The 20,783-nt window shown below is 60.6% G+C and carries 18 protein-coding genes; 4 read left to right on the top strand and 14 right to left on the bottom strand.

All coding sequences use genetic code 11. The features are described from left to right. Window positions 1-14: 14 nt before the first annotated feature. The 3 genes from BW979_RS24555 to BW979_RS24545 all read right to left on the bottom strand — a co-directional run bounded on the left by BW979_RS24555 (window position 15) and on the right by BW979_RS24545 (window position 3,851). The gene (locus BW979_RS24555) at window positions 15-1,730 is read right to left on the bottom strand and encodes a proline--tRNA ligase (protein WP_047228431.1); all 1,716 of its coding nucleotides are present in this window, start codon (window positions 1,728-1,730) and stop codon (window positions 15-17) included. A 130-nt stretch (window positions 1,731-1,860) separates the two neighbouring features. Beyond that, window positions 1,861-3,426: an AmpG family muropeptide MFS transporter gene (locus BW979_RS24550; RefSeq protein WP_047228430.1), complete on the bottom strand. Its 1,566-nt coding sequence runs from the start codon at window positions 3,424-3,426 to the stop codon at window positions 1,861-1,863. Window positions 3,427-3,470: 44 nt separating this feature from the next. Continuing rightward, window positions 3,471-3,851 (bottom strand): MGMT family protein, encoded by a 381-nt coding sequence (locus BW979_RS24545; RefSeq protein ID WP_171061418.1) that lies wholly within the window; start codon window positions 3,849-3,851, stop codon window positions 3,471-3,473. A 137-nt stretch (window positions 3,852-3,988) separates the two neighbouring features. On the opposite strand from BW979_RS24545, the gene BW979_RS24540 reads away from it, so the two are divergent. Beyond that, a complete protein-coding gene (locus tag BW979_RS24540; RefSeq protein WP_047228428.1) occupies window positions 3,989-4,996 on the top strand; it encodes a DUF481 domain-containing protein in 1,008 nt (335 codons plus the stop codon). 195 nt (window positions 4,997-5,191) lie between these two features. On the opposite strand, the gene BW979_RS24535 is transcribed toward BW979_RS24540, so the two are convergent. After that, a complete protein-coding gene (locus BW979_RS24535; RefSeq protein WP_002554837.1) occupies window positions 5,192-5,401 on the bottom strand; it encodes a cold-shock protein in 210 nt (69 codons plus the stop codon). Window positions 5,402-5,755: 354 nt separating this feature from the next. On the opposite strand from BW979_RS24535, the gene dcd reads away from it, so the two are divergent. Both dcd and BW979_RS24525 read left to right on the top strand, forming a co-directional pair. Beyond that, window positions 5,756-6,322 carry a dCTP deaminase gene (gene dcd, locus BW979_RS24530; protein ID WP_003184751.1) on the top strand — a complete coding sequence of 189 codons (567 nt, stop codon included), beginning with the start codon at window positions 5,756-5,758 and terminating at the stop codon, window positions 6,320-6,322. 102 nt (window positions 6,323-6,424) lie between these two features. Beyond that, window positions 6,425-6,640, top strand: coding sequence for a hypothetical protein (locus tag BW979_RS24525; protein ID WP_047228427.1), 216 nt, complete (start codon window positions 6,425-6,427; stop codon window positions 6,638-6,640). Window positions 6,641-6,676: 36 nt separating this feature from the next. Here the strand turns inward: BW979_RS24525 and pdeM are convergent, their stop codons facing one another. From pdeM to BW979_RS24485, 8 genes are all read right to left on the bottom strand, one after another. Then, entirely contained in the window at window positions 6,677-7,333 is a 657-nt protein-coding gene (gene pdeM, locus BW979_RS24520) for a ligase-associated DNA damage response endonuclease PdeM (RefSeq protein ID WP_047228426.1), read from the bottom strand. Beyond that, entirely contained in the window at window positions 7,333-9,819 is a 2,487-nt protein-coding gene (locus BW979_RS24515; RefSeq protein ID WP_076386102.1) for a ligase-associated DNA damage response DEXH box helicase, read from the bottom strand. The genes pdeM and BW979_RS24515 overlap by 1 nt, the downstream gene beginning before the upstream one ends. Window positions 9,820-10,042: 223 nt before the next feature. Next, window positions 10,043-10,807 carry an ABC transporter ATP-binding protein gene (locus tag BW979_RS24510; RefSeq protein WP_047228424.1) on the bottom strand — a complete coding sequence of 255 codons (765 nt, stop codon included), beginning with the start codon at window positions 10,805-10,807 and terminating at the stop codon, window positions 10,043-10,045. A 13-nt stretch (window positions 10,808-10,820) separates the two neighbouring features. Beyond that, window positions 10,821-11,939 (bottom strand): succinylglutamate desuccinylase/aspartoacylase family protein, encoded by a 1,119-nt coding sequence (locus BW979_RS24505; RefSeq protein ID WP_076386100.1) that lies wholly within the window; start codon window positions 11,937-11,939, stop codon window positions 10,821-10,823. Between the two features lie 27 nt (window positions 11,940-11,966). Further along, window positions 11,967-12,677: an ABC transporter permease gene (locus tag BW979_RS24500; RefSeq protein ID WP_047228422.1), complete on the bottom strand. Its 711-nt coding sequence runs from the start codon at window positions 12,675-12,677 to the stop codon at window positions 11,967-11,969. Continuing rightward, window positions 12,674-13,402 carry an ABC transporter permease gene (locus BW979_RS24495; RefSeq protein WP_047228421.1) on the bottom strand — a complete coding sequence of 243 codons (729 nt, stop codon included), beginning with the start codon at window positions 13,400-13,402 and terminating at the stop codon, window positions 12,674-12,676. Before BW979_RS24495 ends, BW979_RS24500 begins: the two co-directional genes overlap by 4 nt. 57 nt (window positions 13,403-13,459) lie before the next feature. After that, window positions 13,460-14,242, bottom strand: a complete 783-nt coding sequence (locus BW979_RS24490) for a transporter substrate-binding domain-containing protein (protein WP_047228420.1) — start codon at window positions 14,240-14,242, stop codon at window positions 13,460-13,462. A 217-nt stretch (window positions 14,243-14,459) separates the two neighbouring features. Further along, entirely contained in the window at window positions 14,460-15,608 is a 1,149-nt protein-coding gene (locus BW979_RS24485; protein WP_076386098.1) for an acyltransferase family protein, read from the bottom strand. Between the two features lie 463 nt (window positions 15,609-16,071). Between BW979_RS24485 and BW979_RS24480 the strand changes: the two genes are divergently transcribed. Further along, complete coding sequence (locus tag BW979_RS24480; RefSeq protein WP_076386096.1) at window positions 16,072-17,982, top strand: hypothetical protein; 1,911 nt, start codon at window positions 16,072-16,074, stop codon at window positions 17,980-17,982. A gap of 36 nt (window positions 17,983-18,018) precedes the next feature. Here the strand turns inward: BW979_RS24480 and BW979_RS24475 are convergent, their stop codons facing one another. Then, window positions 18,019-19,710: an ATP-dependent DNA ligase gene (locus BW979_RS24475; protein WP_047228417.1), complete on the bottom strand. Its 1,692-nt coding sequence runs from the start codon at window positions 19,708-19,710 to the stop codon at window positions 18,019-18,021. After that, complete coding sequence (locus BW979_RS24470; RefSeq protein WP_076386094.1) at window positions 19,707-20,732, bottom strand: ligase-associated DNA damage response exonuclease; 1,026 nt, start codon at window positions 20,730-20,732, stop codon at window positions 19,707-19,709. The genes BW979_RS24475 and BW979_RS24470 overlap by 4 nt, the downstream gene beginning before the upstream one ends. Between the last annotated feature and the right edge of the window lie 51 nt (window positions 20,733-20,783).

Raw genomic sequence — 20,783 nt, 5'->3', positions numbered from 1 at the left:
GTCTCTATCTGGTGTCAGCGGCGGATACGGGCCTGGAGGAACGACAGCACGTCAGCGACCGGCAGCGCTTGCGGCTCGGCCTCGGTGCGACTTTTGTATTCCAGGTTGCCTTCGGCCAGGCTGCGGTCACTGACGACGATCCGATGCGGGATGCCGATCAGTTCCATGTCTGCGAACTTGATGCCGGGGCTGGTTTTTTTGTCGCGGTCGTCCAGCAGCACTTCGAAGCCGGCCGCCGTCAGTTCGGCGTAGAGCTTGTCGGTGGCTTCGCGAACCAGTTCGGTCTCGTAGCGCAGCGGCACCAGGGCAATCTGGAATGGCGCCAGGGCGTCGCTCCAGATGATCCCTTTCTCGTCGTTGTTCTGCTCGATGGCCGCGGCGACCACGCGGGATACGCCGATGCCGTAGCAACCCATTTCCAGGGTCACCGGCTTCCCATTCTCGCCCAGCACTTCGCACTTCATGGCCTTGCTGTACTTGTTGCCCAGCTGGAAGATGTGCCCGACTTCAATGCCGCGCTTGATTTCCAGGACGCCTTTGCCGTCCGGGCTCGGATCGCCGGCCACAACGTTGCGCAGGTCGGCCACGGCCGGAACCGGCAGGTCGCGCTCCCAGTTCACGCCGAAGTAGTGCTTGTCATCGATGTTGGCGCCGATGGCGAAATCGCTCATCAGCTCCACCGAGCGGTCGATGATGATCGGCAGCGGCAGGTTCAACGGGCCGAGGGAGCCGGCACCGGCGCCGATGGCGTCGCGCAGTTCGGCGTCGGTGGCCATGACCAGGGGGCTGGCAACGCCAGGCTGGTTGCCGGCCTTGATTTCGTTCAGCTCGTGATCGCCGCGGATGATCAGGGCGATCAGCTTGCCTTCTTCTTCGGCGCGCACGATCAGGGTCTTGATGGTGCGTTCGATCGGCAGGTTGTAGCCTTCCACCAGTTGAGCGATGGTCTTGGCGTTTGGCGTGTCCACCAGGCGCAGTTCTTCGGTCGGTGCAGGGCGGGAGGTTTCCCGTGGCACGGCCTCGGCTTTCTCGATGTTGGCGGCGTAGTCGGAGCCGTTGCTGAAGACGATGTCGTCTTCGCCGGACTCGGCCAGTACGTGGAACTCGTGGGAGCCGGCGCCACCGATGGAACCGTTGTCGGCTTCAACCGGACGGAATTTCAGGCCCAGGCGGGTGAATACGTTGCAATACGCCTGGTGCATGCGGTCGTAGGTGACTTGCAGCGAGGCCAGGTCGGTGTGGAACGAGTAGGCGTCCTTCATGATGAATTCGCGGCCGCGCATCAGGCCGAAGCGTGGACGGATTTCATCACGGAATTTGGTCTGGATCTGATACAGGTTGATAGGCAGCTGCTTGTAGCTGCTCAACTCGTTGCGCATCAGGTCGGTGATCACTTCTTCGTGAGTCGGGCCTGCGCAGAAGTCACGACCGTGACGGTCTTTGATGCGCAGCAGCTCAGGGCCGTACTCTTCCCAGCGCCCCGATTCCTGCCACAGCTCGGCCGGCTGGGTGCCCGGCATCAACACTTCCAGAGAGCCGGCGGCGTTCATTTCTTCGCGAACGATGGCTTCTACCTTGCGCATCACACGCAGACCCATCGGCAGCCAGGTGTACAGGCCCGAGGCGAGTTTGCGGATCATGCCGGCGCGCAGCATCAGCTGGTGGCTGATCACGACGGCGTCGGAAGGCGTTTCTTTCTGTGTGGCGAGCAAAAATTGACTGGTGCGCATGGTTGGCCGTTGTCGGTTGCTGATGACGAGAAGTGACGGAGCATTGTACGGGCGAGATGCCCTGGCGTACAGGCGCGTGGCCGGTCGCCAGGCATGAGCGCCGGTTTCGCCGGCGCTTGCTGGAAGTTTCCTACGATTCTTGCGCAGGTCGCGTGGGTGTCGGTTCCGGCTCCGAAGCCGAGCCTGAACCCTGGCGGCGGTTTTCCTGATACCAGTGCAAGGCAATCAGTAACAGGGTCGGAACCCCCAGCAAGGCGGTGATCAGGAAGAAGTCGTGATAGCCGAATTTCTCCACCATCACCCCTGAGTAACCGCCGATCAAGCGCGGCAGCAACAGCATGATCGAGCTGAGCAGGGCGTATTGGGTGGCCGAGAACTTAAGGTTGGTCAGGCTCGACAAGTAGGCGACGAACGCCGAAGTGGCCAGGCCGGAGCTGAAGTTGTCCAGGGAGATGGTGACAACCAGCATCTGCAGGTTGGCGCCCATGTCGGCGAGCATCAAAAACAGGATATTGGTGCCGGCGGAGGCAACGCCGCCGATAAACAGGATCGGCAGGATACCGAAACGCACGATCAACAAGCCGCCCATGCCGGCGCCGACGAGCGTCATGATCAGCCCGAAAATCTTGCTGACGCTGGCGATCTGGTCCTTGGTGAAGCCTTGGTCGATGTAGAACACGTTGGCCATGACGCCCATGACCGTGTCGGACATCCGGTAGGTGGCAATCAGCCCAAGCAGCAACAGGGCCTGCCAGCGGTAACGCAGGATGAAATCGTTGACCGGTGTCAGCACCGGCGCCAGCCCGCGGCGCCCCATGGCCGAAAGGCACAGGGCTGTCAGGGTGATATAGAGAATGGCCCGCAGGAAGGCACGGTCTTCGAGCAGCAGGTCCAGAAGGCTGACGCCTTCGAACAGGACACTGGCAAAGTCGGTGTTATAGAGCTGGGTGAACATCGCCGGTACCGACACCAGCAGCACGATGAGTACGAACACCGAGGCCAACTGGTGGACGAAGCTATAGCGACCGGCCTGCAACTGGGTGCGTAGCGGCACCGGCGGTTCGCGCATGAATAGCGAGGTGAGCAACGCAGGGACCATCAGCACGCCGAACAACAGATAGGTGCCTGCCCAGGCCGAGTGCTTATAACTGAAACCGGTGGAGCCGAACCCTTCGGCGAAGAACAGTGCGCCCGCGGTGGCCAGCAATGCCGCGATTCGGTACCCGGACATGTAGCTGGCGGCGAGGGCCGCCTGGCGGGTGTCGTCGGCGATCTCCAGGCGATAGGCATCGACGGCAATGTCCTGGGTGGCCGACGCGAAAGCCACGATCACGGCGATGGCGATCAACCATGACAGGTGCTTTTGCGGGTCGCAGAAGCCCATGCCGATCAGGCCGAGGATCACCAGGGCCTGGGAGAGCACCAACCATGAACGCCGACGGCCGAGTTTGCCCAGCAGCGGCAGGCGCCATTGGTCGAGCAGGGGCGACCAGACCCATTTAAAGGCATAGGCCAGGCCGATGAGGCTCGCGTAGCCAATAGTCTCGCGGGCCACGCCAGCTTCGCGCAACCAGACCGAAAGCGTGGAAAACACCAGCATGTAGGGCAGGCCGGCGGCGAAGCCAAGCAGCAACAGCACGAGCGTCGAGGGACTGGCATAGGCGGCGAGGGCGGCGCGCCAGGTTTTACGGGGCATGGGCTGGAGTCTGCCTCAAAAATTGCGAAAACAAAGCGCGCACTCTAACCGCTGTGCTCTACCGGGCGCCAGCCATGGCGCTGAATATCAACACGATTATTCAGGACACTCACCCCTTCCGTGCGCAGGCGCGCGCGTTGTTCATCCCCTGAGGCGCTGCCGGCCGGCAGGCTGATCCGACCGCCGGCAGCCAATACTCGATGCCATGGCAGCTTTGTGTCGTTCGGCAACTGACTGAGGGTACGCCCTACCCAGCGCGCCGCTCGGCCCAGACCGGCCATCTCGGCTAGCTGACCATAGGTCACGACCTTGCCGGCCGGCACTTGTGCCAGGGTCAGGTACAGGGTGGTGCGGCGGATCTGGGCGGCGTTCTCTGGGGCCGCGGGAGCATCAGTCACGTTCAGGTGTCCTGGGCAAGGGCGTATTGCCGTTTGTAGATTAAATCCCGCAAGGTTGGTTGAGAAATGAACTCATTACAAATACTTCGGTCAGTCCTTGCTAAGGTGTCGTCCCGGGGGATAATGCCGCCTTTTTACCGCAAACTTGAGCTCTTTATACGCTTATGTTGTCTAGAACCCTGCTATGCCTAGCTGTCACCAGCGCCTCCATGCCATTGCTTGCCGATACCGTTTGGTTGAAGAACGGCGACAAGCTCAGCGGCAAGATCACCGTTTTCGATGGCGGCAAGTTGCTGATCCAGACCGATTACGCCGGCGCGATTCCCATCGACTGGAAACAGGTCAAGACTCTTGAGAGCGACCAGCAATTGCTGGTCAAGCAGGATGCCTACACCGGCGAAAAAGCCAAGGCGCTGCAGGCTGCCGAGGACGGCAAGGTGACCCTGGCCAACGGCGACGGACCCAAAACCGTCGAGCTGGCCAGTATCCAGCAGATCCTCAAACCCAAACCGGTGGTCGAGGATCTGGTGTGGAAGGGCAATATCGACGCCGCACTGGATTATCAGCGCGCGGAAAACGATACCGATGACTACGACATCGATTTCAAGACCTCGGCACGCCACGGCAGATGGCGGCATACCGCCGAAGGCGAATACAACCGTGAGTTCCAGGATGACGTGGTTTCCACCGACAACTGGAGGTTGGAGTATTCACTCGACCGCTTCCTGACGGAAAAATGGTTCTGGCAAGGGCGCCTGAATTACAAGCGCGACAAAGTCGAAGAGCTGGCTCGCCAGCGCGTGGTGGGTACCGGTCCGGGCTACCAGTTCTGGGATGACGAGCTGGGTGCTTTCTCGTTGGGTTCGCTGTTCAACCGCACCGATTACGAATACCGCGACGGTGGCACCGACAACTTCTATTCCATCGCCATGAAGTGGGACTACAACCGCTACCTGATTGGCAAGCGCGTCGAATTCTTCACCAATGGCGAAGTCGGCAAGCCGCTGTCCAGTGTTGCCGAATATGCCTACGACGCCGAGGTGGGGCTGCGCTACAAAGTTACCGACTGGGCTTCGCTCAACCTCAAGGCCGAGAAAGATGTCATTGAGGGCACCGAAGACAGCGACTTGAGCAAGACGCGCTACACCGCCGGGTTTGGCGTGACCTGGTAATCCCGGTCTAGCAACCAACCCGTGTGGGAGCGAGCCTGCTCGCGATAGCGGCGGATCAGCAACATCAACGTTGACTGACACGCCGCTATCGCGAGCAGGCTCGCTCCCACATTTTTTTTGTGCGTGGGCAAAAACACACAGGCACAAAAAAGCCCCGCTTTTGAGGGCGGGGCTTTTTACTAAAGCAAGGACAAGTTAGATAACTTGAACTTCTTCAGCTTGCATGCCTTTCTGACCGCGGGTAGCGATGAAAGAAACCTGTTGGCCTTCTTTCAGGCTTTTGAAGCCGTCGGATTGGATTGCTTTGAAGTGAACAAACAGGTCGTCACCGGATTGTGGAGTGATGAAGCCGAAGCCTTTTTCATCGTTGAACCACTTAACGGTACCAGTTTGGCGATTAGACATGGTGTAACTCCTTGAACAAAGATAACTGCGACTCAGGAAGAACCCTGGCCGAGACTGAGTGCAAAGAGCAGGAAAAATTCTTGTAGATGGTTGGATCGAAATTCAACATATCGTGTAGAGATTCTCAGTGACACAAGCAACACAGTGACGTCACCTTAACCCTTTTTCCTGAATGTGCCAATGGTCTTTGCGAAGGTTTCTCGGTTTTGGTGACTGACGGCCAGCGGTATTGCCGTCAGGACCAGGAAATCAAGGTGGATCGGCGAGATTTACGTCCCGCACTTTGAACCCGGCCTCGCGCCCCGGTAAGATGCCGGACGTATTTTTTCCACCTCGCTATTTCAGGAAACCGCCATGAGCATCAAATCGGACAAGTGGATTCGCCGCATGGCGCAAGAGCACGGCATGATCGAGCCCTTCGTCGAGCGCCAGATGCGTGGCGAAGGCGCCGATCGGCTGATTTCCTTCGGCGTCTCCAGCTACGGCTACGATGTGCGCTGCGCCGATGAATTCAAGGTGTTCACCAACATCAACTCGGCGACCGTGGACCCGAAGAACTTCGACGAGAAGAGCTTCGTCGACGTCAAGAGCGACGTCTGCATCATTCCACCGAACTCATTTGCCCTGGCACGCACCGTCGAGTATTTCCGTATCCCGCGCAACGTGCTGACCATCTGCCTGGGTAAAAGCACGTACGCGCGCTGCGGCATCATCGTCAACGTCACGCCGCTGGAGCCTGAGTGGGAAGGGCATGTGACCCTGGAGTTCTCCAACACCACGACCTTGCCGGCAAAAATCTATGCCAACGAGGGTGTGGCGCAGATGCTGTTCCTTGAGTCCGATGAGGAATGTGAAGTGTCCTACAAGGATCGTGGCGGTAAATATCAGGGCCAGCGCGGCGTAACGCTGCCGCGTACCTGATTCTGACGAACAGTTTGAATTCCTGGGCGGGCAGGCACTCTATGGGGTGTACTGCCCGTTTTTTTGCCTCAGCGCAGCGGGCCTTCGCCCAGGAGTTGCTCTATGAAGATCGATCCGCGAATCAGTGCCGAACTGGCAAAGCTTGAGCCCAATCAGATCGGTGTCATGGCTTGGTCATTGCTGGCCCACCCTGCCGAAGCGGCGGGCGGTATTCCAGGCCAGCCTGATCCCGATACCCCCAACGAACAGCCCCTAGAACCCAGCGAACCCGGTGAACCCACCCTGCCGGATGAGCCGCCTCCTGCGCCTGTTGCCTGATCGCAAAATGGCCCGTCAGTGGAAAGCACGTGTGCTTCAACTGACGGGCCATATTTCGTTATCCCCAATGACAAAGATCCTGCAGTCATTGTCCTGTTCGACCCGATGACCCCCTGTGAATGCGCCAAAGGCCGGTAGCAGGCTGATGTCGCTGGCGAGCCGGAAGCAGGCCAGGCGCAGCCGTTGCCGTCCTTTGCCGCTCAGGTGGTAGACGGGATGCACATGGCCCGCCAGGACGTGGCGGCTGGGATGCGGATCGGGCTCATGTTGTACGGCGAAAGGTCCGAGCAACAAAGGCTCCGGCACGACCCGGATGTTCAGCGCTGGCGGCGGGTCGCCGGCACGTTTGTCGTGATTGCCGCGAATCAGCGTCATGGCCAGGTGCTGATGTCGTTCACGCCAGCTACAAAGGGCCTTCAAGGTGCCTGGGGCATGGGAACCTGGACCGTGGAGAAAGTCGCCTAGGAAGATCAGCTGGCGACATGGCAGGCTCGCCAGTAGCCCGTCCAGCACGGCGATGTTGCTGGCCGTCGTGCCATGGGGCACCGGTTGGCCTAGGCTGCGATAAGCAGCGGCCTTGCCGAAATGCACATCGGCGACCATCAGGGTTTGCTGGGCAGGCCAGTACAGGGCTTTTTCCGGCAATAACCAGAGTTCTTCGCCGGCCAGGCTGACGGGATAGGGCGCCGGCATCAGGCGTCACCACGATCAGCGGTCGTTTCCAGTTCGCTGACCATCCGCCGGATGCGATCGGCGAGCTTCTCCGAACTCATGCTTTCCCTGAATCGCTCCACCAGCAAGGGAAACCCCAGTGGGGTGGGGCGTTTAATGGCATGCAGGTCGAGCTTCAAGGTATTGAGGCGTTCCAAGGTCTGCTCCAGTCGACGTATATCCAGTTCTTCACGCAGGACCTCTTCCCCGGCCTGGGCCAGCAAGAGGTTGTCGGTGTCGTATTGCTTGAACACCTGAAAGAACAACCCGCTGGACGCCTGGACTTGGCGGGTGCTTTTGGGTGCGCCGGGATAGCCGGCAAATACCAGTCCGGCGATCCGGGCGATTTCGCGAAAGCGTCGAAGCGCCAGCTCTCCGGCGTTCAGGCTCGCCAGCACATCGCCCAGCAGGTTGTCGACGCTCAGGAGTTCCGGCCCCAGGTGCTGCGTCCAGTCCAGTGTCGTGGCACTGAGCAGTTCCAGGCCGTAATCGTTCACCGCGATGGAAAACGTCACCGGCTGTTGTTGGCTGACGCGCCAGGCCAGCAGGCTCGCCAACCCCAGATGAACCTGGCGCCCGGCAAAGGGATACAGAAACAGATGCCAGCCCTCGCGGGATTTGAGGCGCTCGGCCAACAATGTTTCTTGCGTGGGTAAACCGGACCAGCGTTGTTGAATCGATAACAAGGGCTGCACGGTGCTCATCTCCGGGCCCTCGAAGCGGCCTGTGGCGGCCTCGCTCAGACGGGCCACGACGGCGCCGGCCAGCTCGCTGGAAAGCGGCATCCGCCCACCGTTCCAGCGCGGCACGGCGGCTTTTTTGGCCTGGCTGCGTCGCACGTAGGCGGTCATGTCTTCGACGCGGACCAATTCCAGCAAGCGTCCGGCAAACAGAAAACCATCTCCAGGCCGCAAGCGAGCGATGAAGCCTTCTTCCACGCTGCCCAAGGTCTTGCCGCCACCGCCTTTGCTCCAGAACTTCAATTGCAGGCTGGCGTCGCTGACGATGGTGCCGATGCTCATGCGATGTCGTCGGGCCAGTCGCGCATCGGGGACTCGCCACACGCCGTGTTCGTCCGGCTCGACCCGCCGGTAGTCGGGATAGGCGGTCAATGACAGCCCACCATGGCGCACGAAGGCCAGGGCCCAGGCCCATTCGGCTTCGTTGAGGTCCCGATAGGCCCAGGCGCCGCGCACTTCCTCAAACAGCTCGTCAGGCAGGAAACCGCCGCCCAGGGCCATGCTGACCAGATGCTGGACCAATACATCCAGCGGCTTATGGGGCGATTCCCGGGGTTCGATGCGCCGCTGAGCCACGGCGTCTTGTGCGGCGGCGGCTTCGATCAGCTCCAGGCTGTGGGTCGGCACCAGCGTGACCCGCGAGGTCCGCCCCGGCGCATGACCAGAACGCCCGGCGCGCTGCATCAGCCGCGCCACGCCTTTGGCCGAGCCAATCTGCAGGACCCGTTCGACTGGCAAGAAGTCCACCCCCAGATCCAGGCTGGAGGTGCAGACCACCGCCTTGAGCTGCCCGTCCTTGAGGGCCTGCTCTACCCAGTCGCGAGTTTCCCGGGACAATGAACTGTGATGCAGCGCGATCAGCCCGGCCCAGTCCGGCCTGGCTTGGAGAATGGCCTGATACCAGATTTCCGATTGCGCCCGGGTGTTGGTGAAAACCAGGCAACTGCTGCTGGCGTCTATTTCAGCAATGACCTGGGGCAGCATCTTCAGGCCGATGTGGCCGGCCCACGGAAAACGTTCGAGGGCCGGGGGGAGCAGCGTATCGACCCGTAGCGCCTTGCCGTTGGCCCCCTGCACGCTGATGCCATTGCCTTGCGGGATTAATACCTGTTCGGCGTGGGCCTGGTTACCCAAAGTGGCGGACACACCCCAGACGATGAGTTGGGGATGCCAGCGCCGCAAGCGCGCCAATGCCAATTGCAACTGCACCCCCCGTTTGTTGCCGAGCAACTCGTGCCATTCATCCACCACGACCATGCGCAGCGTCGAGGTAGCCGTTTGCGCATCGGCACGGGCGAGCATCAGGGTCAGGCTTTCGGGCGTGGTGATCAGCGCGGTGGGCAGACGCCGACCCTGGCGGGCGCGTTCGCTGGCGCTGGTGTCGCCGGTGCGCAGGCCGACGCTCCATGGAATCTGCAGCTCTGCCAGTGGTGCCTCGAGGGCTTTGCCTGTATCGGCGGCCAGCGCGCGCATCGGCGTGATCCACAGGACTGTCAGCGGTTCGGTCACTGGTTTGCGTTTACGGGGTTTATCCGACGGTGGCGCCGAGCGGGCGAACCGGTTGAGCGCCGCGAACCACACGGCGTAGGTCTTGCCGGCCCCGGTGTTGGCGTGCAACAGCCCGGATTCGCCGCGTTTGACGGCAGCCCACACTTGTTTTTGAAAGGCGAACGGCTTCCAGCCGCGGGCGCTGAACCACTGGTTTGCGTAGTTGTTGGATGTCGCCATACCCGCCGCGTGCGCCCTGAAAGTCCTCTTTCAGTGACCGCGGTGAGGGATGAAAGGTTTAATGAAGAAAATCGTGGCGAGGGCGCTTTTGTGGCGAGGGAGCTTGCTCCCGCTGGACGCGCAGCGTCCCCAGCAGTGTGTCATCCAGCGCCTGGGGGCTGCTTCGCAGCCCAGCGGGAGCAAGCTCCCTCGCCACAGAAGCAGTCTTTCAGGTTTGTCGGGTTTATTTCAGGTTGCCACTGAGAAACTGCTGGAGCCGCTCGCTTTTGGGATTGCCCAGCACGTCTTCCGGCGCGCCTTCTTCTTCCACCAGGCCCTGGTGCAGAAACAGCACCTGATCAGACACCTTGCGAGCGAAGCTCATTTCGTGGGTCACCATGATCATGGTACGGCCTTCTTCGGCCAGGCCCTGAATCACCTTCAAGACTTCTCCCACCAACTCCGGGTCAAGGGCCGAGGTGGGTTCGTCGAACAGCATCACCTCCGGCTCCATCGCCAGGGCGCGGGCGATGGCCACGCGCTGTTGCTGACCACCGGAGAGGAACGCCGGGTACTGCTCGGCCACTCGCGCCGGCAGGCCGACCTTGTCGAGATAACGACGGGCACGGTCTTCGGCTTCCTGCTGACTGACGCCCAACACCCGGCGCGGCGCCATGGTGATGTTTTCCAGTACGCTCATGTGGCTCCACAGGTTGAAGTGCTGGAAAACCATGGCCAGGCGGGTGCGCAGGCGCTGCAGTTCCTTTTCGTCGGCCACGCGCATGCCGTGGCGGTCGTTGATCATGCGGATCGCCTGGCCGTCCAGGCTCATTGCGCCGTCGTTAGGTTGTTCCAGAAAGTTGATGCAGCGCAAAAAGGTACTTTTGCCCGAGCCGCTGGCGCCGATCAGGCTGATCACGTCGCCGGTCCTGGCCTTGAGCGAAACGCCTTTGAGCACCTGATGTTCGCCATAGCTCTTATGCAGGCCTTCGATGGTCAGTTTGTACATGGGGCATGCATCCTCAAGGCGAAAGTAGGTAGCCGCTGCGGTAGGCTTCGGCGCCGGCGACATGGGCGATCACCATGCCGGCAGTGGCCATGCGACGCAGCGAGCGGGCGTACAGCAGCCCGGCATTGCAGCAATGAACGGGGGTGACGGTGTCGTTGATGGGGTCGATGATTTGCGCCACCAGTTGCCCCGCCTCCAGGTACTCCCCGGGCACGGCGCTGTAGACCAGCAGGCCGCCGACCGGTGTCGCCACCGGCTCCACGCCGGCCAGTGGCGTAGCCGGGTAGGGCAGGTCGGGCAAGGGCATCGGTTCGCCGTCAATGGCACCGAAGCGGATCAGGTATTCGATCAGGGCCTGGCAGTCGAGACTCGCCAGGTCGTGGGTGACGTCGCCCTGGCCGCGCAGTTCGACGGTGACCGAAAAACTGCCCAGGGGAATCTCGAATTGTTCGCCGAAGCGCTCCTTGAGTTGCCACCAGAGCAGGGTGAAGCATTCATCGAACGACTGACCGCCCGAATCCGTTGCCAGCAGGCTCGCTTCGGCGCCGATGTAGCGGGCCAGCGGCTCGACTTGGGGCCAGGCTTCGGGGGTGGTGTAGAGATGAGCGACCGCTTCGAAATCACAATGCAGGTCCAGCACCATGTCGGCGTCGCAGGCCAGCCGTTGCAGGACCAGGCGCTGGGATTGCAATTGCGTGCTGGCGGTCTGGCGGGCGAGGGCGTCGCGCAGGTGTTCGCGGATCAGCATCAGGTTGTGCTGTGGATCATCCGTGAGCTGGCCTTCGATCTGGTTGCCGATCTCTTCGCTGAGGTCGACGAACCGGCGGTTGAAATTCTGCCCGCTCTCCATTTCGTAGCGGCCCAGCGGCACGTCCATCAGCACTTGTTCCAGGCCGATGGGGTTGGCCACGGGCACCAGCACGATTTCGTGCCGCAGGTGACCGGATGCCTCAAGCTCGGCCAGACGCTGCTTGAGGTGCCAGGCCACCAGCATGCCGGGCAACTCATCAGCGTGCAGGGACGACTGGATGTAGATTTTGCCGACGGCTTCTTCCGGGCCGAAGTGAAAACTGTGGATCTCGCGTGCGGTCCCCGGCAGTGGGGCCAGCAGGTCATGAATCTGGTGGCGCATTTGCGTGTATGTCCTGGAACAGAAGCCCTAGTGAGTCGGCCCGAGAAAGGCCAGCCAGCGGCGTTCGGCGAGGCGGAAAAGGCCCACCAGTGCAAAGGTCACGGTCAGGTAGATCAACGCGGCGATACCGAACGACTGGAAGGTCAGGAAGGTGGCCGAGTTGGCGTCCCGGGCGACTTTGAGCACGTCTGGAACGGTAGCGGTGAACGCCACGGTCGTCGAGTGCAACATCAGGATGACTTCGTTGCTGTAGTACGGCAGCGAACGTCGCAACGCCGACGGCATGATCACGTACGCGTACAGCTTCCAGCCCGTCAAGCCATAAGCCTTGGCCGCTTCGACTTCGCCATGGTTCATGCTGCGAATCGCCCCGGCGAAGATTTCCGTGGTGTAGGCGCAGGTGTTCAGGGCGAAGGCCAGGATCGTGCAGTTCATCGCATCGCGAAAGAAGCTGTCGAGCAGGGGCTGGGCGCGCACGGCTTCGAGGCTGTAGATGCCGGTGTAGCAGATCAATAGCTGTATGTAGAGCGGCGTGCCGCGGAACAGGTACGTGTAGAACTGCACTGGCCAGCGTACGTAGACTTTGGGGGAGACCCGGGCGATGGACAGCGGGATCGAGATCACGAAGCCGATCAGCAGCGAGGCGCTGAGCAGCCACATCGTCATGGCCAGGCCAGTGATGTGATTGCCGTCGCTGTAGAGGAACGGTCGCCAGTATTCCTGAAGAAGTTCGATCATCGCACCGCCTCCCGTGCACCGGCGGCGTAACGGCGTTCAAGCCAGCGCAGCACGACATTGGACGCGCTGGTGATGAGCAGATAGATCAGCGCCGCGAGCACGAGGAAGTAAAACAGTTGGTAGGTGCTTTTGCCGGCATCCTGGGCGGCCTTGACCAAATCGGCCAGGCCGATGATCGACACCAGCGCGGTGGCCTTGAGCATCACCATCCAGTTATTGCCGATGCCCGGCAGGGCAAAGCGCATCATTTGCGGAAACACCACGAACCGAAAACGCTGGCCACGCTTGAGGCCATACGCCGTGGCGGCTTCGACCTGACCCCGGGGCACCGCGAGAATCGCCCCGCGAAAGGTCTCGGTGAAGTACGCGCCATAAATGAAGCCCAGGGTGATGACCCCGGCGCCGAATGGGTTGATCTCGATGTATTCCCATTCCATGAAGTCGGTAAAAGAGGTCAGCCAGGTTTGCAGGCTGTAGAAGATCAGCAGCATCAGCACTAGGTCCGGCACGCCGCGAATCAGCGTGGTGTAGAGCTGGGCCGGGATACGCAGCAGTTTGACGCTGGACAGCTTGGCGCTGGCCCCCAACAGGCCGAGCAAAACGCTCAGTAACAAAGACAGGACCGCCAGCTTGATGGTCATCCAGGTGCCCTGCATCAGCAGCGGGCCGAAGCCCTGCAGGCTGAAGGCGCTGAGCCCCAGATTTTGTAGGAGTTGTTCGAACATGGAAGAGGCCTTTGGCAGAAAAAAAGCGCCCATCCGAGGCCGGATGGGCGCTGCGCATTATTTGCCGCTGTACAGATTCAGATCGCCAAAGTGTTTCTTCTGGATCTCGGCGTACTTGCCGTCTTCGTGTAACGCTTTGATACCTTTATCCAAAAGAGCCTTCAGCTCTTTGTTACCTTTCTTGATACCGATGGCGGTCTTGGAAGGCAGCAGTTCGCTGTCCACGGGTTTGCTGACTTCATAGTCACCACCTTTTGGCGATTTCAAGAAACCCAGTTCGGCCTGCAGCATGTCCTGGATCGACGCATCGAGGCGGCCGGAGGTCAGGTCGGCATAAACCTGGTCCTGGTTCTGGTAGGCCTGGGTCTTGACCCCAGCCTTGTCCAGTACGGTTTTGGCATAGGTTTCCTGGATGGTGCCTTGCTCGTAACCGACGGTCTTGCCTTTGAGGGACGCGACATCTTCGCTCAGGCCGGAACCCTTCTTGAACACATACGAGGTCGGGCCGGAGAACAGCTCGTTGGAGAAGTCGATGACTTTTTCCCGGGCCGGGGTCACGGTCATGGACGAGATCACGCCGTCGAACTTATTGGCCTTCAGGCCAGGGATCATGCCGTCGAAATCGCTTTCGACCCAGCGGCACTTGACCTTCAATTCTTCGCAGATTGCATTGCCCAGGTCGATATCGAAACCTACCAGGCTACCGTCGGCGGCCTTGGATTCAAACGGGGCATAGGATGGGTCGACACCAAAACGCAGTTCCTTGTATTCCTTGGCCGTGGCGACGCCGGCGGCCATGCACAACGCCAGTGCAGAAAGGGTCAGCAGTGCTTTTTTCATTATTCAATCCCTAAAACCAATATGAGCGCTTGTGGCGCGTAAGTATTGTTACCGGTGAAGGCGAGAACGGTATGACGGCATAAAGGTAGCAATTTCCGAACCAGAGTGCCGAACAAGCGTTTTAAAAACTTTGGCGGCAGCCAGCGGGACGTGATGGTGCGCGGGGATGAGCAGGCTTTAAAAGATGCACCAGGATGGCGCGGACTCTGCTGTTTTTTCAGGCCTCGGTATCAGGTCTCAATACCGGACCGCTGTGCGAGGGTGGGCTGCTAAGCGCTCGACCAAGGGATTGCCCGGTCATTTCGACATATCGGTAGGTGAACATCGACACCAGGACTACCGATCCCGCTACCAGCAAAGCGATGAGGTTGTTGAGCAGTACATTACCGAGGTCCAGGTAGCGAGTCCCGTCGATCACCGGTGCAATGTCAACGCCAACGATTTTCTTCGCCACCATGAATGCCGACACTACGCAAAACAGAACGGCCGCGTGGGTCAGGTAGATGGAATAAGACAACTTGCCGAGAAAACCGAAGCCACGGCCCGCCAACAGCCGCGACACGGCGCCACGATCAAAGGCGAATATCACAACGATGACACCGAACAACGGGCTGGCCCACAACTGCTTGCCTGCAAAATCGTTGATCACGAAAATCAGCGCCACTGTCACTGCCGCCACTTCAAGCGTGCTCAATAACCAGGTCTGGGCCCGGCTGGGCTGGGGGAGCCTCAGGTACACGGCGTAAGCCAGACAGCCAGTGAAAAAGTAAGCGAGGCCGCGCAGCGACTCGATGGTGAAGAAGGTATTACCGGCATACATCAGCGCCAAGGCCAGGAGCATCACCGTCGCCCATATCCATGTCCTGATGCCGAAAGCGATACACACGATCAGGGCGAAGATCATGTAGGTGTAATACTCGATACTGATGCTCCAGGACGGATAGTTGAAGGACAGTGGGTTAGTCAAATGCGTCCAGGATTGCAACAGCAGTGCATTCGGCAGGATTTCAGAAGGGGCGAACTTTCCTGAGAATGGCGCATTGTTGAAGTCCATGCCTTTTTGCGCAGCCCAATATCGACCGCACTCTAACAGTATAAAGACGCCCAACATAAAGAGGTGCAAGGGAAGCAAGCGGAAGGTTCGTGAAATGAAGAACTTTCTAAAGTTAAATTTTACCGAGCTGCCATAGGCGTGCGTCAATACAAAGCCACTCAATACAAAAAAGAAAGATACAAATACTTCAGCGTGACGGAATAACAACCATTCGGTGAAACTACCGCTGACGCGCAAGTGATAGAGCATTACTGAAATGGCCATCAACCCCCTGAAACTGTCCAGTGAATGAAACCGCTGCTCTGCGCGCATGTCAGGCTCCCTTGCTTGTACGATTGGCACGTCTTGGGTTTCACTCCGGTCGCCACGTCATTGGGGCAGCACCCTGGGAGGGCGGCTGCCCACTCCCTGAATGAGGGTATCCCCGTCACTGTTGCATGAAGGGCCTGGCGCAGGATCTGGACGGTTTAAGACACTTAAATAAATAGTGGGCTCTGATGTCACGTTAGCATTGCTCTTTAAAAGAGCAAGTCGGTTTTTTATTGTCGTGATAGATACCCTGATGACGCAATTACGGCGTCAGAAAAACTGCTAGTGGGCGGGGCATCCATAGTTTTTTTAGAGGCGCATAAAGCGCCACCTGAATACATACTTTTTAAATACCGTTCATCGACGATTCACACTATTTTTCTCACGCCTGTTACACAGCGACTACTGTATAGAGCGATGATGGCAGAGCGCCAACGCGCCTCAGTTAGATGGTGAAAAGGACATTATGAAACGCATCGCCGTGATATTAACGCTGGCGTTCAGCAGCCTGGCCCAGGCCGCGCCAATGCGCTGGGGCGATGTGCGTGACGGCAGCCTCTATTTGCAGGCAGGGCGCGACGACACCTTGCGCGTCAGTTGGGTGCCGGCCTGGCAAACCGACGCTAATGAAGAACGCATCTACTTGCTCGACGGCCAGGGGCAACTGCGCGACGAGCGTTTTATTCCCGCCAGCGAAGGGAGCGGCAAACAAGACTGGGCATTGCCCGCCAGCGCCGCCAGTTACCGTGTCGAAGTCCCGGGCTATAGCTTCAGGCGCTATCGCTTCGAGCACGACGACAAGACCGTCGCCCTGTTCGCGCCGACGAAAGTGCACTTCAGCGTCGAGACCGCCGCCAACGTCGAGTTGTATTTCAAGGTCCGCGGTGGCGAGCAGGCGATCTTGGCGGGCAAGTATTTCGGCGGCGTCAGGGCTCTGAATGCCGAGCGCCTGGGCGATGGCAAAACAGTCGAACTGAGGCTCAAGCCCTACCAGGAGTACCCGAAGTTCGACCAGGTTGCCTTACCCGTCAGCGATAGGGATCAAGATTGGCGCTTGCGCCTGCAAGGTAGAGGCAAAGCGGCCTTCTGGCTGGACGGCACCGCCAACCTGTTCGCCCAGCGCCCGCAGCACCTGCAGCCGCTGCGGCAGGACAGCGGCCGCACCGAGCTGGCCCTGCACCCCGACATGCTGGGCCCCACGCCGCGCCTGGGCTTGGCCTTGCCCTACCTGCTTCCACCGCCGGCAAGCTACAGCGCGCTCGACGCGCTCAAGCCCCGTGCGGGCAGTTTTTACAGCGCCGTCGACATCATGGCCGCTGACCCCCATTACGAAGATGCCTTCAGGCGTTTTTACCTGGAACGCGGTGGCATTGATACGAACATCACCTTGCTGGCCGCCACTGGGCGTAAGGCCGACCTGAAGGCCGACAGCCAGAGCAACGCCGGCCTGAACGCCTGGCTGGCGGCCACCGTGGCCCTGGGTAGCGGCACGCACTACCTCTCGTTTGCCGACGAACCCAATTACAACTATCCCGACTATGCGACGTACAAGCACTTCTTCGACGCCATGTATCGTCAGGTGCTCGACTACCCGGGGGCGCGGGAGGCCGGCGTGCGCATCGCCATGCCCGCCAGCTCGCGTTTCGTCAACGGCCCGTTTACGCGACGAGGCGCCCAGCACCGTGGCATCGACTGGGCTCGGCGAATGCTCGACGAATCGGCAGCACAAATCGATGCCTTGGCCTGGCACGAGTGGATGATTCGCGACCTGCTGGCCACACGGGTCTACCGCGACTCCGTGCGCCGGGCTGCCGAAGTCGTCGGCCTGCAAGCCGATGGCCGGCCACGCAAGGCGTTGTTGCTGGACCAGACCAATATCTCCAGTGGCTCAAGCGTGAGCCCCTACGAACAGGAGACACACTTCGCATCGCTCTGGTGGGCCTCGGTTGCGATCAACTCAGCCCAGGATGGTTTGCTCGACGTGCTCAATTGGTTTCAGGCCGCTGACGATCCGCACCACCTCAAAGGCATGATCCGCCTGCCAGGACCCGATCGCTTCGAGCTCAAACCGGTAGGCTTGGCGCAGCAATTCATCCAGTCGCACTGGCTCGATCAGGTTCTGCGTATGGACAACAGCGCGTTCGAGGTCGATGCCCTGGCGATGGCCCGCGGCAACGAACGCAGCGTGCTGGGGGTAAACAAGGGCGACCGTCTGCAACGGATCAGCCTGCAGGGCGCAGGCACTGCCTGCCCATCCCTCGCCCTTTTCGGTCCTGATAGCCGCCAGCGCGATGCCCCTGTCCAGTGCCGGGATGGACGCATACGTTTTGAAGTACCGGGTGAAAGTATTTTCGCCTTGATGTGGAGGGCGTCATGACACGGGCCGACGCTGGCCCTGTTCGGAGGAGAACGGTCAACCTTTCAACAGATCCTGAAGCGTCGCCAGCGTGTCAGCCTCCTCGACGCTTTTGTCCTGGCGCCAGCGCAGCATCCGCGGGAAGCGCACGGCGATCCCACTCTTGTGGCGTTTGGACAAGGCTATACCTTCGAAGCCCAGCTCAAAAACCAGGGTCGGCGTGACGCTGCTCACCGGGCCGAACTTCTCCACGGTGGTCTTGCGCACGATGCTGTCCACCTGACGCATTTGGTCATCGGTCAGCCCCGAATACGCCTTGGCGAACGGCACCAGTGTGCGTTCGCGGCTGCCCGGCGGGTTGTCCCAGACGGCGAAGGTGTAGTCGCTGTACAAGCTGGCGCGGCGGCCATGCCCGCGTTGCGCATAGATCAGTACCGCGTCGACACTGAACGGGTCGATTTTCCACTTCCACCACACGCCCATGTCCTTGGTCCGGCCAACGCCGTACAGCGCGTCGCGGGCCTTGAGCATCATGCCTTCGACGCCGAGGCTGCGGGACGCTTCGCGCTGCCGGGCGAGGTCGAACCAATCCTTGCCGGTGATGATCGGGGAGGGCAGCAGCACCGCGCTGCGGCAGCGGGTAATCAGGGTCTGTAGTTGTTCGCGGCGCTCGGTCTGCACACGACTGCGCCAATCCTCGCCTTGCCATTCCAGCAGGTCGTAGGCCATCACCACCACGGGGGCGTCTTCGAGGACTTTCTTGCCCAGGGTTTTGCGGCCGATGCGTTGTTGCAGCAGGGCAAAGGGCTGCACCCTCGGTTCCAGCGGCGTATCCGGATCGAAGGCATCCGCGGTGGATGGCGGCGCGGCTTTCCATACCACGATTTCGCCGTCGATCACCGTGCCGTCGGGCAACGCCTGCGCCAGGCTGTGCAATTCGGGAAAGCGCTCGGTGACCAACTCTTCGCCCCGGGACCAGACCCACAAATGGCCATCGCGCTTGACCACCTGGGCGCGGATTCCGTCCCACTTCCATTCCACCTGCCAGTCACTGGCCGGTCCCAGCGTCGTGTCGAATTGCTCCACCGCTTGCGATAGCGCATGAGCCAGGAAGAACGGATAAGGCTGGCCGCCGCGCTGGGCGTGCTCATCAGCGGATTCGGCAGCGATGAGCTTGAGGTAGCCTGCAGCGGTCGGACGATGGGACAGGTCGGTATACCCCACCAGCCGCTGGGCGACCCGTTTGCTGTCCAGCCCGGCCATGGCCGCCAGCGCGCGTGTGACCAGCAACTTGGACACGCCCACGCGGAAACTGCCGGTGATGAGTTTGATGCACAGCATCAGGCTGGCTCGGTCGAGTTGCGCCCACAACGCCGGCAACCGCACCGCCAGCACCTCGGGCGATTCACCGCGCAGCGGCAGGAGTTTCTCTTCGATCCACAGCGCCAGGCCTTCGTCGGAACGCTGAGGTGATTCTGGCAGGACCAGTGAGATGGTTTCAGCCAGATCACCCACGGCTTGATAGCTTTCTTCGAACAGCCACAGCGACAACCCGGATATCTGCACCGCCAGTTCCCTCAAGGTCTTGACCGGCACCAGTTGTCGCGGGCGCCCTCCAGACAGGAAATACACGGCCCACGCTGCGTCCTGGGGCGGGGCCTTGGTGAAGTAATCCTGCATGGCGGCGAGCTTGGCATTGCTGGAGGTGGTGGCGTCCAGTTCGGCATACAACTGGGCGAAGGCTTTCATGACGCGTCCTCGTCGGTGGCGCTGCCTGAGTCTTCTTCATCGTCACCATATTCGGTGCTGAAGCCTTGGGCATCCAGGCCTTGCTCGCACAAATGGCGCACCAGTACGCCCACTGAACCGTGGGTGACCATCACCCGCTCGGCGCCGGTCTGTTCGATGGCCCAGAGCAAGCCGGGCCAATCGGCGTGGTCGGACAGCACAAAGCCGCGATCCACGCCGCGTCGCCGACGGGTGCCCCGCAGGCGCATCCAGCCGCTGGCGAAGGCGTCGCTGTAGTCACCGAAACGGCGCATCCAGGTGCTCCCACCGGCAGAGGGGGGAGCGATGATCAGCGCCTGGTTCATGATTGGGTCGTTCTTTTTGATGTCGCCGGCATAGATCGTCGCTGGCAAACGGATCCCGGCCTCGCGATAGACCCGGTTCAGGGGTTCTACCGCACCGTGGGCCAGGATCGGACCCAGGCTCGCGTCAATTCCGTGGAGAATCCGCTGGGCTTTGCCGAAGGAATAGCAGAACAGCACGCTGGCCCGGCCGACGGCAATGTTGCCGCGCCACCACTGATTGATTTCGTCGAAGACCTGCGCTTGAGGCTGCCAGCGATAGATCGGCAGGCCGAAGGTGGATTCGGTAATGAACGTATGACACTTCACCGGTTCGAACGGCGCGCAGGTGCCGTCGGGTTCGACCTTGTAGTCCCCGGACGCCACCCAGACCTCGCCTTTATATTCCAGGCGCACCTGGGCCGAACCCAGCACGTGGCCGGCAGGATGAAAACTCAAGCTCACGCCGTGATGCAGCAAGCGCTCGCCGTAGGCCAGGGTTTGCAGGTTGATGTCCTGGCCCAATCGCGAACGCAAAATGCCTTCGCCGGGGGCCGCTGCCAGGTAGTGTTGGTTGCCACCACGGGCGTGATCGCCGTGGGCGTGGGTGATGACCGAACGTTCCACCGGACGCCAGGGGTCGATGTAGAAATCTCCGGGCGGGCAGTACAGGCCTTCGGGGCGGGCAATGACAAGATCCATGCATTCACCGGGAAGATGGGCTTGTCTGGTAGAGGCGGGGGCGGGAGGAGA

It is taken from the genome of Pseudomonas sp. A214, from assembly GCF_900156295.1.
In the GTDB taxonomy this organism is placed as follows: domain Bacteria; phylum Pseudomonadota; class Gammaproteobacteria; order Pseudomonadales; family Pseudomonadaceae; genus Aquipseudomonas; species Aquipseudomonas rhizophila.
This window is presented reverse-complemented; position numbering and strand designations above follow the sequence as displayed.